This is a genomic window from Pseudomonas sp. NFX5, from assembly GCF_049132125.1.
Classification (GTDB): domain Bacteria; phylum Pseudomonadota; class Gammaproteobacteria; order Pseudomonadales; family Pseudomonadaceae; genus Aquipseudomonas; species Aquipseudomonas marginalis.
Map to the genome: position 1 here is coordinate 1 of NZ_JAFMZG010000009.1, position 21,802 is coordinate 21,802.

General features: G+C 55.8%; 19 protein-coding genes and 2 pseudogenes. 7 read left to right on the plus strand and 14 right to left on the minus strand.

The window, feature by feature from the left end:
- Positions 1 to 126: 126 nt before the first annotated feature.
- The gene (locus tag J1N02_RS03975) at positions 127 to 1,035 is read right to left on the minus strand and encodes a hypothetical protein (RefSeq protein WP_256221100.1); all 909 of its coding nucleotides are present in this window, start codon (positions 1,033 to 1,035) and stop codon (positions 127 to 129) included.
- Positions 1,036 to 1,161: 126 nt separating this feature from the next.
- On the opposite strand from J1N02_RS03975, the gene J1N02_RS03980 reads away from it, so the two are divergent.
- Positions 1,162 to 2,283 carry a lactonase family protein gene (locus J1N02_RS03980; protein ID WP_098479014.1) on the plus strand — a complete coding sequence of 374 codons (1,122 nt, stop codon included), beginning with the start codon at positions 1,162 to 1,164 and terminating at the stop codon, positions 2,281 to 2,283.
- A 62-nt stretch (positions 2,284 to 2,345) separates the two neighbouring features.
- Here the strand turns inward: J1N02_RS03980 and J1N02_RS03985 are convergent, their stop codons facing one another.
- The 3 genes from J1N02_RS03985 to J1N02_RS03995 form a co-directional block, all read right to left on the minus strand.
- A complete protein-coding gene (locus J1N02_RS03985) occupies positions 2,346 to 4,403 on the minus strand; it encodes a methyl-accepting chemotaxis protein (RefSeq protein WP_027604029.1) in 2,058 nt (685 codons plus the stop codon).
- Positions 4,404 to 4,714: 311 nt separating this feature from the next.
- Positions 4,715 to 5,410: a tRNA (adenine(22)-N(1))-methyltransferase gene (locus J1N02_RS03990; protein WP_421147168.1), complete on the minus strand. Its 696-nt coding sequence runs from the start codon at positions 5,408 to 5,410 to the stop codon at positions 4,715 to 4,717.
- A gap of 13 nt (positions 5,411 to 5,423) precedes the next feature.
- Entirely contained in the window at positions 5,424 to 6,134 is a 711-nt protein-coding gene (locus tag J1N02_RS03995) for a FadR/GntR family transcriptional regulator (protein ID WP_027604027.1), read from the minus strand.
- A 339-nt stretch (positions 6,135 to 6,473) separates the two neighbouring features.
- Between J1N02_RS03995 and J1N02_RS04000 the strand changes: the two genes are divergently transcribed.
- The 4 genes from J1N02_RS04000 (at position 6,474) to J1N02_RS04015 (ending at position 10,515) form a co-directional block, all read left to right on the plus strand.
- The gene (locus tag J1N02_RS04000; protein WP_027604026.1) at positions 6,474 to 7,835 is read left to right on the plus strand and encodes an MFS transporter; all 1,362 of its coding nucleotides are present in this window, start codon (positions 6,474 to 6,476) and stop codon (positions 7,833 to 7,835) included.
- Between the two features lie 19 nt (positions 7,836 to 7,854).
- Positions 7,855 to 9,180: a glucarate dehydratase gene (gudD, locus tag J1N02_RS04005; protein WP_092354974.1), complete on the plus strand. Its 1,326-nt coding sequence runs from the start codon at positions 7,855 to 7,857 to the stop codon at positions 9,178 to 9,180.
- 243 nt (positions 9,181 to 9,423) lie between these two features.
- Positions 9,424 to 9,969 (plus strand): hypothetical protein, encoded by a 546-nt coding sequence (locus J1N02_RS04010; protein ID WP_421147169.1) that lies wholly within the window; start codon positions 9,424 to 9,426, stop codon positions 9,967 to 9,969.
- Positions 9,970 to 10,068: 99 nt separating this feature from the next.
- Entirely contained in the window at positions 10,069 to 10,515 is a 447-nt protein-coding gene (locus J1N02_RS04015; RefSeq protein WP_027604021.1) for a hypothetical protein, read from the plus strand.
- A gap of 15 nt (positions 10,516 to 10,530) precedes the next feature.
- On the opposite strand, the gene J1N02_RS04020 is transcribed toward J1N02_RS04015, so the two are convergent.
- From J1N02_RS04020 to J1N02_RS04035, 4 genes are all read right to left on the minus strand, one after another.
- Positions 10,531 to 10,773: a hypothetical protein gene (locus J1N02_RS04020; RefSeq protein WP_027604020.1), complete on the minus strand. Its 243-nt coding sequence runs from the start codon at positions 10,771 to 10,773 to the stop codon at positions 10,531 to 10,533.
- Between the two features lie 12 nt (positions 10,774 to 10,785).
- Entirely contained in the window at positions 10,786 to 11,265 is a 480-nt protein-coding gene (locus J1N02_RS04025; protein ID WP_027604019.1) for a hypothetical protein, read from the minus strand.
- A gap of 137 nt (positions 11,266 to 11,402) precedes the next feature.
- Positions 11,403 to 11,909: a peptide-methionine (S)-S-oxide reductase MsrA gene (gene msrA / locus J1N02_RS04030; protein WP_027604018.1), complete on the minus strand. Its 507-nt coding sequence runs from the start codon at positions 11,907 to 11,909 to the stop codon at positions 11,403 to 11,405.
- A 95-nt stretch (positions 11,910 to 12,004) separates the two neighbouring features.
- On the minus strand, positions 12,005 to 12,190 hold the full coding sequence (locus tag J1N02_RS04035) for a CGNR zinc finger domain-containing protein (protein WP_421147170.1): 186 nt from the start codon (positions 12,188 to 12,190) through the stop codon (positions 12,005 to 12,007).
- Positions 12,191 to 12,683: 493 nt separating this feature from the next.
- Between J1N02_RS04035 and J1N02_RS04040 the strand changes: the two genes are divergently transcribed.
- The gene (locus J1N02_RS04040) at positions 12,684 to 13,022 is read left to right on the plus strand and encodes a DUF6124 family protein (protein ID WP_421147171.1); all 339 of its coding nucleotides are present in this window, start codon (positions 12,684 to 12,686) and stop codon (positions 13,020 to 13,022) included.
- A 98-nt stretch (positions 13,023 to 13,120) separates the two neighbouring features.
- On the opposite strand, the gene J1N02_RS04045 is transcribed toward J1N02_RS04040, so the two are convergent.
- Both J1N02_RS04045 and J1N02_RS04050 read right to left on the minus strand, forming a co-directional pair.
- Entirely contained in the window at positions 13,121 to 14,848 is a 1,728-nt protein-coding gene (locus J1N02_RS04045) for a chemotaxis protein (RefSeq protein ID WP_405125572.1), read from the minus strand.
- Positions 14,845 to 16,569, minus strand: coding sequence for a hypothetical protein (locus J1N02_RS04050; RefSeq protein ID WP_405125571.1), 1,725 nt, complete (start codon positions 16,567 to 16,569; stop codon positions 14,845 to 14,847). Before J1N02_RS04050 ends, J1N02_RS04045 begins: the two co-directional genes overlap by 4 nt.
- Positions 16,570 to 17,148: 579 nt before the next feature.
- Here J1N02_RS04050 and J1N02_RS04055 point away from each other — a divergent pair.
- Complete coding sequence (locus J1N02_RS04055; RefSeq protein WP_405125570.1) at positions 17,149 to 17,496, plus strand: DUF6124 family protein; 348 nt, start codon at positions 17,149 to 17,151, stop codon at positions 17,494 to 17,496.
- Positions 17,497 to 17,651: 155 nt separating this feature from the next.
- Here J1N02_RS04055 and J1N02_RS04060 read toward each other — a convergent pair.
- The 4 genes and pseudogenes from J1N02_RS04060 to J1N02_RS04075 form a co-directional block, all read right to left on the minus strand.
- Positions 17,652 to 18,368: pseudogene (locus J1N02_RS04060) on the minus strand (class I SAM-dependent methyltransferase).
- Between the two features lie 272 nt (positions 18,369 to 18,640).
- Positions 18,641 to 18,811, minus strand: a pseudogene (locus tag J1N02_RS04065) (TonB-dependent siderophore receptor); the annotation flags it as partial.
- Positions 18,812 to 19,057: 246 nt separating this feature from the next.
- Positions 19,058 to 19,993 (minus strand): DUF4435 domain-containing protein, encoded by a 936-nt coding sequence (locus J1N02_RS04070; protein WP_421147172.1) that lies wholly within the window; start codon positions 19,991 to 19,993, stop codon positions 19,058 to 19,060.
- Positions 19,993 to 21,348, minus strand: coding sequence for an AAA family ATPase (locus tag J1N02_RS04075; protein WP_405125568.1), 1,356 nt, complete (start codon positions 21,346 to 21,348; stop codon positions 19,993 to 19,995). Before J1N02_RS04075 ends, J1N02_RS04070 begins: the two co-directional genes overlap by 1 nt.
- Positions 21,349 to 21,802 lie beyond the last annotated feature (454 nt).

Consider the following 21,802-nt stretch of genomic DNA (forward strand, 5'->3'; position numbering starts at 1 on the left):
CCCATCAAGAGCACCACGTTTTTCCAGGTAAATCCGGATAACAGCTTTTGGGGCCGCTTCGCAGCCCGGCGCGGGGCAAGCCCGCTCACCACAGAAGCCCGCTCACCACAAAAAGTCCGTTCACCACTACGCGGGCGTACAACCCGTTCCCCCGGCCACCTCGCCATCGGCTTGTGCCTTGTCCAACAGTTGCTGCACCCACGGCCCGTTCCGGGGATTGACCACGCCATAGCGGTCCGGGGGGAAAAACGCCCAATGATGGGCGATTGCAGTAAGGCGCTTGAGCTCATCGGCCGCCAGCCAATACCCGGTGTCCAGCAAGGGCAGCGGTTCGCCGTCGAAACGTCGGCCCAGCATCAGGTTGGTGCCGGGGGCGAAGGTAAAGGCCAGGTCCTGGCAGGGTTGCAGTTGTTTGTCCGGTGCCGGCATGCGGCCGACTCGGTTGTAGGTGAAGTCACCGGGGTATTCGTCCTTGAATACCAGCCAGTGGCCCGCCGTGGTCTTGGCGACGATCCACTGCGACACCCCGCTGCTCTGGGTGCGTTCGAGCTGGCCGTTTTTCCATTGCATCAGGGCGTTGCAGTCGGGATCGTAGTCCGAGGCCCACAGGCTGGTGCCCGATACCAGCCTGTGGCGCTCCAGCTCGACCACGCCCTGGTCCGGCATGGCCTGCCAGTAGCGCTTGATGGGATCGCGGGTATCACGCAGGTAGTTGCGCAGCCCCCAGGCCGCCGTAAAGACCACCGCCGCCAATACCTGCCAGGCAAAGGTGTCGCCGATGACACGGTCCACGTCCAGCCCTGGCGCGAACGCGGCCCCGTACAGCCACACGCCCAGCATGAACACCAGGCTGGGCAGGAACACACCAAAGCACAGCGGCGGCAGCAGCACTTCGATCCAACTGAAGTGATGCCCGGCTGCATGCTCCCGTGCCCAGGCCTGCTCCTGGGCGAGCATCGGTGCCTGTTCGCGCGGGCCAATGCCGGGATCGGGGGCCTTGAAGCGCCAGTAAAGTGCTATGGGATCGTTATGCATGCCGCGCATCATGCCCTTGGCGCGGGCAGAGATACAGCGCCCCGACCACCGATAAAACAATCATTGCCGAGACCCGCCTACAGTCATACGATGACTGATCACACCCATAACAATAAAGGATCACCTGTGAACAAACCCCTGCTCCTGGCCGCCGCTGTGGTCTGCGGCCTCAGTGCCCACGCCCACGCCGCCACGTTTGCGTACATCTCCAGCCCGGTTGACGGGCTGATTTCCCAGTACCGCCTCGACGAAAGTAACGGCGCCCTGAGCCTGGTCGAGCAAGTGACGGCCGGCGACCAGGTCAACCCCATGGCCCTCAGCCCCGACGGCAAGACCTTGTTCGCGGCGTTACGGGTCAAGCCGTTTCAGGTCCAGGGCTTCAGCATCGACCCGACAACCGGCCGCCTGACGCCGCAGTCCAAGGCGCCACTGGCCGAAAGCATGGCGTACCTGGCCACCGACCGCACCGGGCGCTATTTGCTCGCGGCGTCCTACGGTGCCGATACCCTCAGCGTCCAGCCCATCGACAAGCCTGAACCTATCCACACCTACAAGACCGGCCTGCATGCCCACTCGCTGCGCACCGACCCCAGCAATCGCTTTGCCTACGCCGGCAATCTGGGCACGGACCATGTGCTGCAATACCGCTTCGATGCCAACACCGGCGCACTCACCCCGATCGGAAGCGGCTTCGTGAGCGTGCCGGCCAATACCGGGCCTCGGCACCTGGCGTTTTCGGCCAACGGCAAGTACCTGTATGTGGTCGGTGAAATGAGCGGCACTGTCACCGCGTTTGCCATCGATGACAGTACCGGCGCGCTGACCCAGATTGGCGTGGCCAATGGCATTCCCGAGCGTTTGAAACTGGCCCATGGTGAAGTGCGTGACGCGCGCAACAATGACCTGAAAGACGACCCGACGCCGCGCATCTGGGCGGCCGACCTGCGCCTGTCGCCGGACGGCAAGCTGTTGCTGATGAGCGAGCGCACCAGCAGTTCGGTGTCGGCGTTTGCGGTGGATACCGCCACCGGCGGCCTGCGCTATGTCGACAACTACCCGGTCGAGGAGAAGCAGCCGCGCAATATCGCGTTCTCCCCCAACGGGCATTGGCTGCTGGTGACCGGCGAGAAAAGCGACAAGGTCGGCACCTATGCAGTCAGCGCCAGCGGTGCGTTGAAGCGGGTGGGGGAAGCGGCGTCGGGCAAGGGGGCGCTGTGGATTGAGGTGCTGCATACCTCGGCCAACTGACCTGAACCTGTGGGAGGGGACTTGCCCCCACCACAGGGTTGGATCTTGAGGGTTTACAGGCCTCAGCTCAGGCGAAAGCGTGCGGTGTTATCACTCAACGCCTGGCTGCCCTTGCTCAAGGTGTCCGCCGCACGGTTTACCGCGCGGGCACCGTCCAGCAGGCGCCCGGCGGCCTGGTCGACTTGCTGGATATTGCCGCTCACTTCATCCGCCGTCGCTGCCTGCTCCTCCACGGCCGTGGCGATTTGCGCCAGGGTGTCGGTGACGTTCTGCACCGCGCCGGCAATCTCGCCCAGGCGCGTGCCCAGGCCGGTGACGGACTCGGCATCGGTCAACGCCTGCTCACACGCGGCGCCCATCAGCGTCACCGCCTGGCTCACGGTGGCGCGCAGGCTGTCGACGGTGCCGGCGATCTGCGCCGTCGAGGCCTGGGTGCGTTGCGACAGGCTGCGCACCTCATCGGCGACCACCGCAAAGCCCCGGCCCTGCTCGCCTGCGCGTGCAGCTTCAATGGCGGCGTTAAGCGCCAGCAGGTTGGTCTGCTCGGCGATGCCACGAATGGTGTCGACCACCGATTGAATCTGCTGGCCTTGCTGGCTGACCTGCTGCAAGGCGTCCGAGGTGTCGGTCAGGCGCTGGTTGAGCTGCTGGATGCTGGCGGTGGTGCGCTGGCTGTCGCGGCTGCTGTCCTCGGCGATGCGCCGGGTCTGCTGGGCACTGCCCGAGGCCTGCTCGCAGCTGCGCGCGACGCCCATGGACGTGGCGGCCAACTGCGTGGCGGCGGCGGCGATCTGGCTGATCTGGTGCTGCTGGTCCTCGACTTCGCTGAGGGTGCTGCCCGATTGCGAATTCAGAGTAAGCACCGCCGAGCCAAGCTGCTGGGTTTCGTGATTGACGCCGAGCAGGCTGGTGCGCAATTGCACCACCGCGACGTTCAGCGCGGTGCTGATCGCCGCGAGTTCGTCGCGCCCTTCTACCGTCACGGCCACGCACAGGTTGCCGTCGCGCAGGGACTCGGCCAGCGTAGTGATGCCGCTGGCGCTTCGACGGATGGACGCTTGCAGGCACATGAACAGGTACAGCGCCGCCAACGCCAACAGGCTGAACGTTGCCGCCATCGGTATGAATTGCGTGTTCGCGTGCTCGTGGTAGTAGTCCAGGCGCGCATCCATCGACGTCAGCGACTGAACACGCAACGCGCCAAGCGAGGTAAGCATGGCGTCGATACTGCGCTCGAAACCGGCCGTATCCAGCTTGATGCTGCCGCCGAACACGCCGTCGTCGAGCACTTTGAGTTCGTTATCCAACAACTGCAGGCTGGTGTCGTATTGCGCTGTCCACGGTTCCATCCCGGCGTATTGCTTGGCCTTGAGCGAAGCCGCAGCCTTGACCAGTTGATCCCGCGCATCGCCGATGCGGCTGCGCAAGTCGCGCATCTGCAAACGGCTCTGCAAGGTGAACTGCCCCGAGGAAATCGAGGACTGCCCCACACTGGCCATCCGCCCGATACGCTCGATCAGGTCGGGCGTTTGCTGGGTGCCCATCTGCATGAGCATGTAGGTTTCCAACCAGGGATCGAGGATCAGGCCGGCGTCGAGGGTGATCTGTTCGCGCAGGGCCTGCATCGCCGTCAGCGCGGCGGTGAAGCGGTCGTAGCCATCCGGCCACCAACCCACGGTGCGCAGGGACGCCGAGTCCATGCCCTTGACCGTGGCCTGCAAAGCCTCGAAGCGGGCCAGGACGTCAGCGCCGGCGTTCTGGGTTTTCAGGGCATCACCGAGGGCCTGCAGGCTTTGCAGGATCAGCGGGAAATTGGCATCCACCTTATCCATCGCCGCCTTCGCCGCTGGCGTCGGGGCATGCAGGATGTCCGCCGCTTTCCAGCGCGCAGCCAGGTTACGTTGGACGGTCAATTGGCCATCCAGCGCGTCCAGGGCCAACAGTTGACGAAGGCCGGACTGCTCAGCGGAAATCACGCCTAACTTGTCGCGATAGTCCTGGCCGATCATCCACAGGCTGCCCGCCAGGGGCAGCATGAACAGGAAGAACAGGATCTGGAACTTACGCGCGAAGCCGAAACGTCCGAGCAGGCGGATACCGGGTGATAAAAGGCTGTGCATGTCCACTCCCAAAAACAACCCACGCGTTAGACGGCAGGCGAAGCCTTGAAATGACTAACGGCAAAATGCCATGTCATTGATTAGGTTGGCACTAGCAAGATACGGGCCGCTGCTGCACAGCCCTGAAACAGGGCACGCCACGCGCCAATACGGCCCGGGGCGTGCTCGAAAATGGGGCGAAAGCACCCAGTTGCGACACAGGCATCGTCACCTGCGGAGACGACCACCCGAGGCGCGCACTGAAACGCCCTCAATCACCACAGCCTATCGGCCGCCCATGGGGAGAACTTGAAGGGAGTCCAGCGGCCTATTTACGCCAGCAGCCGGGTAATCCACTGGACCTGCTGGGCGATGGCTTGCGCCTTCGCGTGCGGCACCGGCTGCCGAGCCTGTTCAAAGCCCGCCAGGGTGCGTTTTTTCAGACGCAACGCACGCTGCCACTTGGCGAGGAACGCCGGGCTGCGGGCCTGCAGGTGCAAGGGGCCGAAGTACAGCTCCTCAGCGCTGTACACCACGGGTTCGGCGCGCTCGGCCGTGATGATTTCATAGTAGAAGCGGTTTTCATGCAGCAGCTCCTCACTGAGGATGCGGTAGCCATTGCTCATCAACCAGTAGCGCAACGGCTGTTCGCCGCCGTTGGGTTGCAGGATCAGACGTTCGCGGCCGCTGAGGTGGGCCTTGCCGCTGTCGAGGATGTCGCGGATCGTCTCGCCGCCCATGCCGCAGACGCTGATCGCGGTGATCGCGTCCGCCGGCTCTATCGCCGCCAGCCCATCGGCCAGGCGCACCGTGACGTGCTGCTCCAGGCCATTGTCACGCACGGTGCGCTGCGCCGCGTGGAACGGCGTGCTCGCCACCTCGCCCGCCACCGCCGCCTCAATCACGCCACGGCGCATCAAGGCCACCGGCAGGTAGGCGTGGTCCGAGCCGATATCGGCCAGCCGCGCGCCCCTCGGCACCTGCGCGGCCACGCGCTCCAGGCGCATGGACAAGGTGTGTTCGTTCAACCTGTGTTCCTTTTTATTCGCCGGAAAATCGATCCCGGCTGTTGGTCAGATGCAACACCATCGCCGCCCTTGCGGCATCCGGGTCCTGGCGCTTGATCGCGTTGAAGATCGCCTCATGCTCCAGGTTCGCCAGTTGCCCGAGCTTGGCAAAGTCCGCCCCGCCGCGCTCGGCGCCCTTCACCTGGGTACGCGGAATCATCGCATTGCCCAGGTGCTGCATGATCTCGGTGAAGAACGTGTTGCCGGTGGCTTCGGCGATCAACTGGTGAAAACGCCTGTCCTCTTCCACGCAGCTGTCGTTGTTGGCCAGCGAGGCCTGGTAGTCGTCGAGAGCGGCGCGCATGTGGGCCAGCTGCGCGTCGGACCTGCGCACGGCGGCCAGCGCCACCGCCTGCACTTCCAGGCCCAGGCGCAGCTCGAGCATGTTGCGCACGCTGGCGACGGTGTCCACATGCAGGCGCAAGCCTTGCTGGGCCTGTTGCGCCAGCACAAAGGTGCCGATGCCATGGCGCGTCTCCACCAGCCCCGAGGCTTGCAGCTTGGACAGGGCCTCGCGCACCACGGTCCGGCTCACCCCATGCTCGAGCACGATGGTGGATTCGGACGGCAGCTTTTCACCGGGCTTCAACTGCCCAAGCAGGATGCGCTGGGTCAGGGCGTCGAGCACGCCTTGGGCCAGGTTGTTGGAGCGTCTACGGACGGGAGGTCCACTATCAATGGGCATCGTTGCGGGTCCACGGGGTTGGGCTGGAGGGAGCTTAACATCCCGATCGGGCACGAGGCGGTGTTGATTCAAAAGCCAGTCAACTTGTATGACAACCAATCTGATGCCTGCCTTACCTCAATCATCGTCACCGTGAAGAACTCGCGACAACCAACCTTCTTTACCCCGCCAAAAACCCCAATAAACATTAATCAAATAACCAAAATACCCGATAACCGTACGGTCTTATAAGAACAAATCACTCACGACCGCATTGCGAATCCCAGAAACTAACTTGTATGATGTCTATCAACAAAACACGCAAACCCGCATAAAAACAATCAGGGGGAGTTTTGAATTGTGAACAATTCAAGCCATGCATCTGCCGCACCAGAAAGTGATCCGGTCCTCGCGCGCGCCGTGAGCAAAGTGAAGGGCCATGTGCTCCCACTGTTCGTGATCATGTTCATCCTCAACTACATCGACCGGGTCAATATCGGCTTTGTGCGCACGCACATGGAACATGACCTGGGCATCGGAGCTGCCGCCTATGGCTTCGGTGCCGGGCTGTTCTTCATCGGCTACGCGCTCTTTGAAGTGCCCTCCAACATGCTGCTGCAAAAGGTCGGCGCGCGCATCTGGCTGACCCGCATCATGTTCACCTGGGGCATCGTCGCCACGCTGATGGCGTTCATCCAGAACGAAACCCACTTCTACATCCTGCGCTTCCTGCTGGGCGTGGCCGAAGCCGGGTTCTTCCCCGGGGTGATCTACTACTTCACGCGCTGGCTGCCGGGGGTTGAGCGCGGCAAGGCCATTGCGATATTCCTCAGCGGCTCGGCGGTGGCCTCGCTGATCTCCGGCCCGCTGTCAGGCGCGCTGCTGCAGATCGAAGGGTTCGGCTTCCACGGCTGGCAATGGATGTTCGCCATCGAAGGCCTGGCCTCGGTGGTGATCGGTTTCTTTGTGTGGTTCTGGCTCGATTCCAAGCCCCACGACGCCAAATGGATGACCCGTGAAGAACAGGATGCGCTGGTCAACGCCATCGACCAGGAACAGCGCGAGCGTGAAGCCCTGACCAGCGTCAAGCCGACCCTCGGCAAGCTGCTCAGGGACCGCCAGATCCTGCTGTTCTGCGCCCTGTACTTCTGCATTCAACTGACGATCTACGCGGCGACGTTCTGGCTGCCGAGCATCATCAAGAAGATGGGTGACCTGAGCGATGTGCAGGTGGGTTTCTTCAACTCGATCCCGTGGCTGATCTCGATCATCGCCATGTACGCCTTCGCGACGCTGTCGGGCAAATTCAAGTTCCAGCAGGCCTGGGTTGCGGCTGCGCTGTTGATTGCCGCAGCAGGCATGTTCATGTCCACCACCGGCGGGCCGATCTTCGCGTTCGTGGCGATCTGCTTTGCGGCCATTGGGTTCAAGTCGGCGTCTTCGCTGTTCTGGCCCATCCCACAGGGCTACCTGGACGTGCGCATCGCCGCAGCCGTGATTGCCTTGATCAACTCCATCGGCAACCTGGGTGGCTTCGTTGCGCCGACCACCTTCGGCTTCCTGGAGCAGACCACCGGCTCGATCCAGGGCGGTCTCTACGGCCTGGCCGGCACCTCGGTGCTCGCCGCGATCCTGGTGTTCTTCGCCAAGACCTCGCCCGCTGCCGCATCGGCCTCGCCGGGCGCCGTGCCCACCGGCGCTGCCATCAGCAAATCTCTCTGAGCCTCTTTAGGAATTAGCCATGAATACTCCCGTCATCACCCACTTCCAGGTCATCCCGGTGGCCGGTCACGACAGCATGCTGCTCAACCTCAGCGGCGCCCACGGACCGTTTTTTACCCGCAACATCGTGATTCTCAAGGACAGCAGCGGCAACACCGGCGTCGGTGAAGTGCCCGGCGGCGAACGCATCCGCGAAACCCTGGAAGACGCGCGCAGCCTGGTGATCGGCCAACCCATCGGCCAGTACCAGCGCGTCCTCAACCAGATGCGCAGCACCTTTGCCTCACGGGATTCGGCGGGCCGTGGCCTGCAAACCTTTGACCTGCGCATCACCATCCATGCCGTCACCGCCATGGAAGCCGCCCTGCTCGACCTGCTGGGCCAGTTCCTCGAAGTGCCGGTGGCTGCCCTGCTCGGCGAAGGCCAGCAGCGTGATGCGGTGAAAATGCTCGGCTACCTGTTCTATGTCGGCGACCGCAGCGCCACCGACCTGGCTTACCGCAACGAAGCCGACAGCGACGATGCGTGGTTTCGCCTGCGCCATGAAACCGCCCTGACCAGCGAGGCCGTGGTGCGCCTGGCCGAAGCCGCCAAGGCCAAGTACGGCTTCAACGACTTCAAGCTCAAGGGCGGCGTATTGAGCGGCGACGCAGAGATCGAAGCCGTCACCGCCCTGGCCGAACGCTTCCCCGATGCACGCATCACCCTCGACCCCAACGGCGCCTGGTCATTGAAAGAAGCCATCCGCCTGTGCCGCGACCAGCACCATGTGCTCGCCTACGCCGAAGACCCATGCGGCGCCGAAAACGGTTACTCGGGGCGCGAAGTCATGGCCGAATTCCGCCGCGCCACGGGCCTGAAAACCGCCACCAACATGATCGCCACCGACTGGCGCGAAATGGGCCACGCGATCCAGCTGCAATCGGTGGACATCCCCTTGGCCGACCCGCACTTCTGGACCCTGCAAGGCTCGGTGCGCGTGGCGCAGATGTGCCATGAGTGGGGCCTGACCTGGGGCTCGCACTCCAACAACCACTTCGATATTTCCCTGGCCATGTTCACCCAAGTGGCCGCCGCCGCCCCGGGCGACATCACCGCCATCGACACCCACTGGATCTGGCAGGACGGCCAACGCCTGACCCGCGAACCGCTGAAAATCGAAGGCGGCTATGTGAAAGTGCCGGCCAAGCCCGGCCTGGGCGTGGACATCGACATGGACGCCGTGGCCAAGGCCCACGAACTGTACAAAGGCATGGGCCTCGGCGCACGGGATGACAGCGTGGCGATGCAGTTCCTGATTCCGGGGTGGCGCTATAACAACAAGCAGCCTTGCCTGGTGCGCTGAAGCGCTGGGTTCTGGGGGCGGCTCGGTCTCCAGAACACCATCAATCCCATGTGGGAGGGGGCTTGCTCCCGATTGCGGTGTGTCAGCCAGCCATGTATCGACTGACACTCCGCCATCGGGGGCAAGCTGAGGCGGCAGACGATAGAGATGAAGCCCAAAAAAAACGTCCTGCACAGCCGCTTTACTTTGCGTAAAATGCGAGCCGTTCTCGATCAGGAAGACTCAACCCAGGAGGGGTAACGCTTGAAACCGCTTGACACCCACGCGCCACAACACGCCGACACGGCCGTCACACGACTTAAGCTCAAAGACCAACTGGCCGTAGACCCTTACAAGGCATTGGCCCTGCTGGAGAGCACCCTCCTCTGCTTTGTAGCGACGGCCCTTATGCTGTTCGTTGCACACAGCGTTGGCATCACCGCCACACTCAAGGTCAACGTCCTCTACGGCGGCACCCTGGGTGCATGCATAGGGGCGACCTACAGGATGTACCACGATGCCGCCCTTTCCGAGTGGTGCATGGCCAGCCCTGTCAGCCCTGCGGCGCTGCAAAACGCGATGCTTTCCTTGAAGTATTCCGAGACGCAGGAAGGCGTTTACTACCCCAAGAAACGTATGTTCACCCCCTTCCATCGGTGCGATTCAGAGCGGATCACGCTCACCACACTGGATGGAGGCACACGCTTCACAGGCCCCTATTTCAAGCTGAAAGCGCTGTCAGCCATGCAACTTGCTGACGCGCCCGAAGCGCAAGAAACCGACCTCACGCCACCAACGGTGCACGTCTGATCAATTTCGCGGGTTCCTGCCTTGGTATCGGAACGCCCCACTGAGTCCGTGAGGCCGTCGCGCCGCCACTGCGGGCCTCAAACGCAAGGAAACCAGGACATGGCAACAGCAAAAACCAAAAAGGCGTTTGTGTATTCGGCATGGGGGCTACTGTTTTTGAGCCTGGTCGGGGTTTTAGTCATACAGGCCTTCCAGGAACCCCCCCAGCCCAGTAAAACCACTTTCCTCAGCGACCTCATCATCGTGACCGCACGAACGACGCCCGGGAATCGAAAGATCGACGAGCATCTAACCTTCGTTCGCGCGGAAGCGGCCAACAGTCACGCCCTCAAGTTCTATTACACGTTGGTCGATTACGATACCCATCCCGAGGACGTTGACTTGGGCGTGATGAAATCAAGCATCACCCAGGCTGTCTGCGCCGCGCAAATGCCAAGGGACCAGTCCATCATTTCATTGGGTGGCACCTTCATTTACATATTCGGCAGCAAAAACGTAAAAGAGGTTGGACGGTTCGAAATCAACAAGCAGAGCTGTAATGGCTAATGAGCTGCCCCCCCTTCAACCGACTCGCTCGAACCGCCGCCGCTTCAGGAACAACCCCACCCCCAACGCCACCGCAAAGATCGACAGCAACCCCAGGTCAGCCCCCCATGGACGGACCTGGCTCGCCGCCACGCAGCCGACCGCCCCCGCCACCACCAGCAGCCCCCCCAGCCACGTGCGAAGCAGGTACGGTTTGACAAACCGATCGAGCAGAAAAAACAGCACCAGGGCCAGGACCAACTGGGTAATGTCAGACATGTGCTTCTCCCGTCAGGTCTTGATGATCAGTGTCGAGGCGCTGCGTTGCGGGCCGATGCCGCCGTTGACCTGCGCTTCGATGCTGACCAGTACGTCGCCGGCATGATAGGTGGGCAGGATTTCATTGGCATACATGCGCACACCCGCGCCAACAGGAACACCCACGTAAGGGGAAGCCACAGCAGAAGTGGCGCCGGCGAAGGCACTGGCGGCCAGGTTGGCGATCCTGGTGCGCTGGGCATTGAGGGTGTCGCCCTGTTGCCGCGTCAGTGGCTTGGAGATGCCGATCATCATCATGCACGGCAGGCTCTTGGCCAACATCTTGTCGTACACCTCGACGACCTTGCTGTTGACCTCGTAATGGGCACTTTTCGCCTCGCCAAAATGCAGCTCGCGCAGGCGTCCGCGTTCGCTGTCGGTGAGGGTGATCTGCGAAACGTTGAACACGATCCCGTGATTGCCCATGTATTGGAACGTCCCTTCGAACTTCATCGCACGCATCCTTTCGAGCCAAAGGCGGGGATTCTCTAGAAGGCGGGCAGTGGATTCAAGGCAAAAGAAACGAAATGAGGAAATGGGGGGCAGGCCGACCTCCCCTGTCGCGACCTTTCCCCCGCCGCTACTCACACTCACGCCCGCTTGGGCAGCTTCCAGTTCGGCCGGATGAAGTGGCAGGTATAGCCGTTGGGTATCCGCTCCAGATAATCCTGATGCTCCGGCTCCGCCTGCCAAAACTCCCTGGCGGGTTCAATTTCCGTGACCACAGGCCCCGGCCACAGGTTGGAGGCATCCACGTCAGCCGCGGTATCTTCGGCAATCTCCCGTTGCTGCTCGCTCAGGTAGTAAATCGCCGAACGATAGCTTGGCCCCAGATCATTGCCCTGCCGGTTCGGCGTGCTCGGATCATGGATCTGGAAAAAGAACTCAAGGATCTGCCGGTAGGAAATCACCGCCGGGTCGAACACGATCTCAATCGCTTCAGCATGGTTGCCATGGTTGCGGTAGGTGGCATTCGGCACATCGCCACCGGTATAGCCGACGCGCGTCTGCAGCACGCCGGGGTAGCGTCGCAACAGGTCCTGCATGCCCCAGAAGCAGCCGCCGGCGAGGATGGCGGTTTCGGTTGGGTTGGTCATGGTCTGTCCTTGCGGTTAATGGAGACAGGGATAGTTATGGGGCAATGCTGGGCAATACCAAGTTCAATCAAAGAAAACTGCCCGCCCCTATCGACTCAAGGTTTATTCCTGGAACGAAACGCCGCCACCTTCATCCGGTTGCCGCAGGTCGCCATGCTGCACCAGCGGCGGAGGTGTGATTTGCTCAGGTCATGGAACAACAGCACGCAATCGTGGGCCTCGCACTGCCGGACAAATTCAAACTTATCGTTCGTGACCAAGCCCACCAGCGACTCGGCCACCGGCCCAAGCAGGCTGGCCGAGCGTCCCTCGACAACAACCTCCAGTGATCAACGCAACCCAATGTAGGAGCGAGCTTGCTCGCGAAAAACGTCAACGATAACGCAGCGACTCTGGTTTCACGCGGCGCTCCAGGATTCTTCGCACGCCAGCTCGCGCCTACCTTGTAGACATGTCCTACAGCAAGCTGCAGCGCCTTGCCCCGTTGCCTACAGTTGCGTCAGAATCCGCCGGCTTGTGCGCTTGAGTGGGCGTCTCTAAGGTGGCCCGGTCGCTGACAACTCAGTGATCGGGTTTAGTAGCCCGAGGGTCAATTACACTTAGTGCATGAGCTTCATCTATCAGACGTTCCTGTCTGTACCTGATGGTGGCTGTGCGTAGGGCGCCTTCGGGTGCGCCGGCTTTGTGTAATTCCCCGGTCTACTAACCTGCGTACAGCTGCCACCCTTCTTGTGTAGTAGCGAAAGGGTGTCAGCCTCATTCAGGAATTACACCATGTTCAAAATAACGCCTAATCCTCCGAACGGCCCCGACCTGAAACTGAATCAGGCGGCGCATCGTGCGATTGATCACTACCTCAACGCGGGCGCCGAACCGCCAGGGCCGCCTCCTCCACCTTCGACTAAGCTGTTCAGCGTTGCGGACGATGTCAGCCGTGAAGTGCTGATTGCCAATAGCTATGAGACTTTTTCTTCGGTGACTGCGTTGTTGCTGGACCTGTCGGATGAGCTGACGGGGAAGCAGCGGGATGTGGCGTTGGCGATTCACCAACTGAGTGAGTTGGGGGTTTTGTTGGTGGATAAGTTGATGGAGCGGGAGGCGCACACTAGCTAACCGCTATCTACGGTAAATTTATATAGCCGAAGAGTCGTCGAGTCGTTTAGGCAAACTAAACGACTAGATGATCGGGCTTTACTCATGGACTTGAGCCCCTAGATAGCTAAGGCCCCTTCCTGATCAGTCTCACCCTCAGATTCGGGCGCTGTCAAAGCATTGATCCAGAACCCCGGCGGCACCGGTAATTGATAATGGTGACACGCGACCATAATTACTGGCCAAAAACTCGATTTAATAGCTGATAGACTCTCTAAACTCGCATCGATACGGCATGCATCTGCAATGGTTGTAATAAGTTGATGTCCCCCCTTACTCAAGGGTAGACCGCACAGAGCCCGTCCATGAGAATTAACGTCAAGATAAATATTCTCCTCCGAATTTGCATCGGGGGACCAGAGCTGCAAGGTACAATGCTTCAACTCCTCCTGAACAAGACGGCTCAAAGCTTCAACCACCTCAGTTGCACCAAGCGCATATAACCATGCAGCAATTAACGGGATAACTGTGCTTCCCGCAGTTGACTCTTTGAAATATTCGTCGGATCTATCACGTGGGTGCTCGGCTAGGTCACGATAGTCTGAAAGTGAACTGGTATAGCGACCTCGCGTATGAATGGAAAAAATTAAGCGAGATGCCATTTCTTGGAGCCAAGACGCTACCCCCGTGGCATCCAGACCGCTGACCAGCCAAAGCTGAAGGAACAGAGCAATACTAGTTCCTTGCCGATCTTTTATCGGCAAGAAAAGTACGGGGTTATTTTTTATAAGTTCAAGTCCCATTTGAGTGAGCTGGATGACGCTGTTTTTTATACGTTGTCGGCCTGCTTCGTCGCTTCGCTCTCCAGTCCAGTGTAGCCATAACCCCGCTAAGCCAATGCGCCCTAGAACCTCAAATAGAGCAAGGTTCACATCCAACGAGCTTCGGGAACCTGTAGCCATCGATATTCCATAGCTTATACCTGCATACGGCATCACTCGCTGCTCGATAAACTCCATAGAGATTGTGAGATGAAGTTTGATCATCTGTCTAACTACGATGCTCAGTGCCTTTAAATCACGCCCCTTGCTACCTAAGGTAGGTCGGAGCAACTCCCAAGCCGTCAACATTGCCAACTCGCTTACTCGATACGGCGACTCTAAATTGCCTGCACTGCGTGCCCACACAAACAGAATCCACAGACAGATATTTAGCTGGCGAGCGGCTCGCACACGAGCTTTTCCCGACACCAAACCCGATTTATATAGGTTCGCTGCCAAACGGCTAAAGTGTTCATACGATATTTCTGGTTCGTCGACCATCGCGACAGCTTTCTGAAAACTGCTACGCAGTGGCTTTGGGAGAAGCTCCTCCCTCAATATTCCTTTCAGAATCATTTCTGCGATCTTGTCGCCATTCCACTCATCAAAGCTGACTGTCGCCGTGGTGTTCTTATCGATGAAGCCTGTTAGCTTCTCTCGTACTTGTTCATTCACATCCCCTCCAAAAGCCAAACAAATAACAACCCTAAGCCCCTTGTATCTTGCCGGGATCCTATGGGGAATGTACGCATCCAGAATCTCATTCAACGAGGATCTCAAAGCCTGTGGATTGCCGTCCCAATCTTGGCGGGTGAGGTCACCCTTTTTGACCGAGAATAGAAATAGCTTCTTCTCTCCATCATCGTCTATCCCGACAGCAGCAATATCCACACCAAGCTGACTTGTTCCTCTTTGAGGCCGCGAATAGACGTTGAAACCTAATTCACTCAATAGGTCTGGAAGGATGGCATCTAGCTCGTCCCTCTCCTTGAGTGATGCCAAATAGTCACGAATCAAAAGCTTCATTTTTCCATTGCCTCCTTGCGGAAAACACGAAGGGTGTAATCGAGACCTACAGGATCAACGACCTCCATTCTTGGCATCTCGAAGGAAATACCATGGGAGTGAAGGTCGATCTCCATGGGGCGGAGCTTGTCTTGACCATCGTCGACGAAACTGATTGAACGATTCCCATAAAGCAGCACTGAGCGACTCACCATACTCAACAAAACAGACCCGCTTTGAGCTTGTTTATGGCCGTCTCGAAACTGATCGGAAATACGCAAGCTCTCTATACGGCGATGGTGCTCAGATGGTTGTAGTTCCAGAATAAGTGGCACAGACCGCTGGGCCTCCAGATCGGCATCGTTCTGAGCAAGAGCCCAAACCACTGATTTACTAGCAGCATCGTCAGGGGCTAGGTTTTCAAGATAATCCCGCACCCCACCGTAGTTTTTCAGCAAGGGATCCACTAGCAGCCTCTCCACTTCCCGAGCAGTAGCCTCCTCACAGACGCGCAGCACTGAAACCAATACGGATGCAGCCGTCGTTGGCTTGAAGAAAAACCAACCAACTGCCTTTCGACAGATGAACAATTGTGTAGCCGGAGAAAGATTCAGGTCTTCAGCTTTGAGGGTTAGTGGCACACCATCCAGCCCTGGCCCTTGAATAGCCTTAGCTAACCCGCCACAAAGACGAGGAGATCCAAGCTGAAGCCACTGAACTACCAATCTACTGAAGAGGTCTGGAGGACCTGACAGAACTGCCTGTGTAAAACTATCTAACTCTTCAAGATTCAGGCGATTATCTGAAAGTGATAGGAGCATTGTTACGAACGAAACAGCTGCATCCTCGTACCCATGCTCCAACAGTGCCCGAAGACCAAGATCAAGCGACTCGACAGTCCCCTTGTTGTCCGAGTCCAGACTGATCAAAGCTTCCAGTAAAAAAGCGACAATGTTCTCGGTCAGAGCCAGCCTATAAGCCCATAGCACGCGCGCGCATTGGTGCAAGGTGAGCGGTCCAGGTGTACTCACTAGACGGCTAATAAGCATTTCCGCATTTTCAGGGGAAACACCACAATCACGCGCCAAAATTTGCATCACCGCAAGCAGGACTCCAGCCCTCACGGAGTCTTCAATACCGTTGTCTAGCAGAGTATTAAATATTGCAAATGTCTCAGCGCACGAATCGGTATTTTGATGCTTCATACGGCCTAAGGCAGTAATAGCCGCCTGACGGCGTAAGCCCACATACTCAAATGTGAAACGACGCGCCTCGATCAAATCATCAACCGCCTCCAGAGCGAACGAAAGATGCTGACAGGCGAGTTCATGACCAGCATGCGCTGCCGCGATAACCTCCTTTGCCCGTCCTGGAACAACCGCACACCACTCGCGAAAGGCTGCATTAGGCTCATTGGCAGCTCCGTCTTGCCCTCCACGGGTTACCAACTCATCAACACAACGCATCATTCGGTCAGGAGTCGTATTCAACTTAGGCAAAAGGCAGCAAAGAAAATATGACGCTGCAAAGAAAGCAGTACCTTGGAGCCGCTGAAATTCGCCTACCTCCACAAGAGTCAATAAGTCAATGGTTCCCTCGTTGTGCAATGTGACGAAACGCTCTTCGATAATCTGAATGTCAGTCCTGGCGCTCACCCCAAATCGGCGCGCCATTTCTCTGACCAACTTTTCCCCGCGCGCGAATAAAGTGATGATCTCTTCTTTCGTCGGTGCTATGTCCATGGCCCCTTACCTCAAATAAATTGATTGACCAAATGCTCGACTGACTATGTTCTGTATAGGAACATCTTCAGACGTCTGGATGCTAGATGACATCTGAGGATCCAGGGCGATGCAGTCGGTAGAGTTCACCGAGAGATTCCTACTCTTGAGCCCATTCCCCCTTGGCAGAAGTACCTGCTGGACTTGGTGATCTGTGCATCATCGTTTATCTATGTAGTGTGTCCGACGGGAAATAAATCGTGTTGCAGAACGAGCGCAAGTCCTACAGCAAGCTGCAGCGCCTTGCTCCGTTGCCTACAGTTGCGTCAGAATCCGCCGGCTTGTGCGCTTGAGTAGGCTTCTCTAAGGTGGCCCGGTCGCTGACAACTCAGTGATCGGGTTTAGTAGCCCGTGGTCGAATTTCGCTTAGTGCACAAGCTTCATCCACCAGACTTCCCGTCTGTGCTTGATGGCGGCTGTGCGCAGGGCACCTTCGGGTGCGCCGGCTTTGCGGAATTCCCCGGTCTACTAACCTGCGTACAGCTGCCACCCTTTCGTTTAGTAGCGAAACGGTGTCGGCCCTGACAGGGAAATTCCGTTATGCACAAAGTCACGCCTAACCCTCCGAACGGCCCCGACCTGAAACTGAATCAGGCGGCGCATCGTGCGATTGATCACTATCTCAACGCGGGTGCCGAACCGCCAGGGCCGCCTCCTCCACCTTCGACGACGCTGTTCACCGTTGCTGACGATGCCAGCAGTGAAGTGCTGATTGCCAATAGCTATGAGACTTTTTCTTCGGTGACTGCGTTGTTGCTGGACCTGTCGGATGAGCTGACGGGGAAGCAGCGGGATGTGGCGTTGGCGATTCACCAGTTGAGTGAATTGGGGGTTTTGTTGGTGGATAAGTTGATGGAGCGGGAGGGGGCTGCTGGAGCGGGCAGCTAACCTTCCACCAACTCGATAGATCGCTGAGTCGTTGTGACTCACTTTGCGAAGACTCGGCGATTTTCTTTGGGAATAAATAGACCCATACCCTAACAGTCTTCACCCGAGTTCGTGATCGACTGCTTCCGGCTAGAAGCAATCATTCGCGGCCATGTTCAGACCACTTTGCAAGTCAACCACGCCCCCCAGAAAAGGCTGCTGAAGAAACGGGTAGCGTCTCCAAATCCGGCGTCATGCAAGAGTTTCTGAACCGCCGCCTCGGAATGTGGAGGATCAGCGCCTTGAAGGATTTTCCCAAGCTTGACCTTCACTTCATCCGCGCTGGCCCCATGCTGCCGCCACCGCTGCCCCCAGGCCGCAAGTAGTAACGGCTGGCTGGCATATGCGTATTAATTCCCCGCGACAATCAGCGGCGCACCCGGTTTTAGATGAGCCCGAATGTATCGTAAAATTTGTCGCTTGGCGTCATCTCCATAGAGATGATGGAGTACACCGATCAAAGTCGCTGCGTCGTATGACTCGTCTGCTGCCAGGTCTTCAACTTGCCCAAGATGCATGGCCGTTCTTTCAAGCAAGTTGTTTTCCTCTAACTGCTGCTTCGCTGCCTCCAGCATCGGTTCGGATGGGTCAACGGCCGTGAAGCGCCAACTCGGTTCAAGCTTGGCCATCGCAATAATCTCCTGCGCCGTACCGCCAGCGCCAACGACCAGTATTTTTGCCGAACTTGCATTGCCCAGGCTTGCCGCCAGCATGCACGCAGCCAAGTCTTGGTAGGCGTCATATCCAGATAGCGCAATACGGCTCTGTCGTCCGTACTCATTAGCTCGTGAGGTATCAAATTTTTCAGCTGAGTCGAGAGGGGATGATTTCAATGCGGTTCTTCATGTCCTGAAATCAAGCTACGCCAGACACAACAATAATAAAAATTCATTAATTTTATGTGACGCATTCCAGCAAGGAATGTATAGCTCAAAGATTGCTGTTTGCTTGAGCTGATTCAGCCTCTTGCAACCGGCAGAAAACGGCCAAACGCGACCGTCGGGTGTCTACGGAGCTAGGTGCGCGTCAATGCACCCTGCCTGGCGCACATAAAAAGCGGCTTACCTCTCGGTAGGCCGCTTTTTAGTCAATGGTGTGCATCTGGTCACCAGAAGTATTTAGCGCTGGTCAGCAGCGTACGCCGCATCCCTGGGTAGCACTCATAAGAATCGTCACAGGTGGCCACATACTCGGTGTCCAACAGATTTTGTCCATTGATCGAGACGGTCACGTGTTTGTTGATCGGGTAGCTGGCGCCCGCATCGAACAGCGGAAAACGGGGTCAGACCACAATTGAATTAATGGTGGTCTGACCCCAATTATTAGCAATTATTCATCAGTTGAGTGAGTTGGGGGGGTGTTGGCGGATAAGTTGATGGAGCAATAGGCGGCTGGAGCGGGCAACTAATCTTCCACCAACTCGATAGATCGCTGAGTTTTTGTGACTTACTTTACGAAGACTCGGCGATTTTCTTTCTGAATAAATAGACCCGCCCCTTAACTAAGGCTCTAAGCACAAGCTTTAAAAAGCAATTGCCTTGCCTCGATTGAGAAAACTAGAAAGACACTCCGGAGTACGTACATATTGTGCCAGCGAGGAAAGAACATGGTCCGCCATTGATGGATTTTCTAGCTTCAGTTTGTAGCCAAATTTAATAAAAACATCTTTTGACAGGGCACCATCTTCTTTTAATAGCTTAACGAACTCCCTGAGAAACAATATCTCTTGCTTTCCTCTGAATAGCATCCCAGGGCTATTTAACGTTTCTTTAAGCTGAGGACTTTGATCCAAAAACTCTTTAAATTTTGTTTTCTCCGTAAGTCTCACAGCATTATATTCGCTTCTCCGTGAGAGTTTAACTACGAGGCTTCCACCTGCTATTTTGACGTCCACTTTAAAAACTTTATCAAGGCTGATTTTTTTTGAATGCATCTCTTTTCTAATATAGAGAAAAACTGAGTTTACAGTAATTATTTTTTTGCTTCGGTGAAATGTCTTTTGTAATCTCTCGTACTCTTGAACAATGAAATTAATTATATCTGCACGGCGATCAATTTTGTAATTACTCAAACCGCACTCGCCAATTATAAGATTTTTAATCGTAGTCGAATCACAATAGAGGTTTTCAATGGAATACGATGGCGTAGTATAAACATCCGCATCTAATTCTCTTCTATCGAAATCCCTGTCCATAAGAAAAAAAACTTTGTCTGCTTTGAACATGGGGTGACTTCGAATTGACACCCTCAGTTCCAAAACTTTTGATTTCCCTCCAACTGATACAGCGTCCCAAAGATCACCAAATATAGTTGAGATTTTTGAAGTATAAAACTTAGGATCATCTTTTCCTTCAATAAGGAAAATTGCTTTTCCATAGGAACGAATACGAGAATACTCTAAGAAAAAAACTTCTGTTTCTTCTAAGCTCTCCAGCAATTTTTCTACACGAGAGCTCATCAATCCAACTCCTTAAAAAAATAAGATTGGAGATCTGATGTGTATTTTGTTAGCCCTGAAAATATGAATGGACTATGAGTCATAGCAAGCAACATAGAGCAGCTATCACAGCTTATTACATCCCTAATAAGCAATTTCTGCCATTCTACGGACAATGATAACTCTGGTTCATCAAACAAGATAAAATACTGATTATCTCGTTCTAAAACTAGTTTTGAGAAGAGAGAGACAATTTGCTTTTCACCTGATGATAGGTCCCCAAACTTGATGGGCTGGTCACTATCAGGACATGTGATAACCACACTGATCGATGTGGGATCATATTTCATGGTTTTGTTTTTGAAATACTTCGTACATATTTCTGAAAACCTAGTCAACGCTTTATCCTTCTCCCGCTGCTCGAAGAAAGCGCTATACATCTTGGAAAGAAAATAAACGAGCGTGTCGTTTTTCTTTTTTGCCACTTCAATTTTGTTTTTTACTAGTGAGATTATTTTTGACTTGTCGGAAGGAGACAAGGATCTTCCGAATCGATTTAGCACCAACTCAATATAATCGGAATTACTAGTGATTATAGATCTATCTTGATCGTTGACGGTCAAGCCGTTGACCAGTCGAGTTAAGATCTCACTATTTATTCGAGACATTGAATCGTTAGACGAGGTCAAGATTTCTTTTTTTATTGATTCAAGTTTTTCCTCAACGTCCGTCAAACCGAACTGAATATAGTCATCCCCTTGCTTCTCCTTATCGATATTTAAAGACGACAACAAATCTTCAACTCTTCGATACGTTGGTAAGTAAAGCGTTTTAAGCTTGAAGTGCTCTTCAATTTGTTGGAAAAATTCCATTTTCCTTAGATCTAGCAATAGTGACTCTTTTTCGTCAAAAAGGTCTCTAATTGCCATAGAACTGAAAGGGTATCTTGAGTCTATTTGGTTTAGCTTGGTTACAGATAATGAGGCTTGTGGCGCAAAGAGCTGACTGATTTTTTTACGAACCGTTTCAAACTTATTCTCCGCCATCACTATATCTATTATTGCCGAAAGCTCTTCGCTAGAAACTCTTCCTGAAATATGTTTGTATGCCTTTGACTCCCAGTCATACTCCAACTCGGTCTTCATTATAGATATAGGAGTTACAACACTAGAAAATTTAATCTCAATACTACCAAAACTTATTTCTCTAAGCTTTGTGATATTCCCGTTTAGAGTGGCATCGATTATCTTAAGGATGGTTGTTTTTCCTTCGCCATTCTCTGACAATAAGATCTTGTACAACTCATCAAATTTTAACTTAACGTTCTTATAACCGTGAAGTTTTGTTATTGAAAAATATTCAATAATTGGAGCCATGAATTCTTCCTTAGCAATGGCGTGATATAGAGACAATTAATAACGCTGTCAATCTGGTGCGCTGTTTTTTACAAACTCTAATATTATGTATTGAGCATCCATAACGCCCGGTTCATTCATATTCGCTGCGTTTCACTTTGACGTGGCCACATGATGGCTTATTAACATTGCGCAAGGAATAGCTTGTGACCTTTTTTTTGCCGCGTGTGCCCCCCTTCATACGTTCGCATGTTTTTCAAAAGTCAAGCGGGACACCAGAGATGTTGACCACGCAAGAGATTCAACGAGGTCATTTTGAAAAAACACTAGAGGTCATGGTTGGTAGCAGCCAGGGCAGATTAAGAGCCTTGAAATCAAGCGCTTACGCCTAATCGATTTAACTTCATCACACTTACGGATCACAGCTTCTCCTGGTGGCAATAATTGCTCAACGTCCGTGCCTGACCGATGGCAA

Bases quoted from the DNA above. Each gene is read 5' to 3' on its own strand.
- J1N02_RS03975 (WP_256221100.1), bottom strand. From the start codon at position 1,035: ATGCATAACGATCCCATAGCACTTTACTGGCGCTTCAAGGCCCCCGAT.
- J1N02_RS03985 (WP_027604029.1), bottom strand. From the start codon at position 4,403: ATGCACAGCCTTTTATCACCCGGTATCCGCCTGCTCGGACGTTTCGGC.
- J1N02_RS03995 (WP_027604027.1), bottom strand. From the start codon at position 6,134: ATGCCCATTGATAGTGGACCTCCCGTCCGTAGACGCTCCAACAACCTG.
- gudD (WP_092354974.1), top strand. From the start codon at position 7,855: ATGAATACTCCCGTCATCACCCACTTCCAGGTCATCCCGGTGGCCGGT.
- J1N02_RS04015 (WP_027604021.1), top strand. From the start codon at position 10,069: ATGGCAACAGCAAAAACCAAAAAGGCGTTTGTGTATTCGGCATGGGGG.
- J1N02_RS04020 (WP_027604020.1), bottom strand. From the start codon at position 10,773: ATGTCTGACATTACCCAGTTGGTCCTGGCCCTGGTGCTGTTTTTTCTG.
- J1N02_RS04025 (WP_027604019.1), bottom strand. From the start codon at position 11,265: ATGAAGTTCGAAGGGACGTTCCAATACATGGGCAATCACGGGATCGTG.
- msrA (WP_027604018.1), bottom strand. From the start codon at position 11,909: ATGACCAACCCAACCGAAACCGCCATCCTCGCCGGCGGCTGCTTCTGG.
- J1N02_RS04040 (WP_421147171.1), top strand. From the start codon at position 12,684: ATGTTCAAAATAACGCCTAATCCTCCGAACGGCCCCGACCTGAAACTG.
- J1N02_RS04045 (WP_405125572.1), bottom strand. From the start codon at position 14,848: ATGAAGCTTTTGATTCGTGACTATTTGGCATCACTCAAGGAGAGGGAC.
- J1N02_RS04050 (WP_405125571.1), bottom strand. From the start codon at position 16,569: ATGGACATAGCACCGACGAAAGAAGAGATCATCACTTTATTCGCGCGC.
- J1N02_RS04055 (WP_405125570.1), top strand. From the start codon at position 17,149: ATGCACAAAGTCACGCCTAACCCTCCGAACGGCCCCGACCTGAAACTG.
- J1N02_RS04070 (WP_421147172.1), bottom strand. From the start codon at position 19,993: ATGAGCTCTCGTGTAGAAAAATTGCTGGAGAGCTTAGAAGAAACAGAA.
- J1N02_RS04075 (WP_405125568.1), bottom strand. From the start codon at position 21,348: ATGGCTCCAATTATTGAATATTTTTCAATAACAAAACTTCACGGTTAT.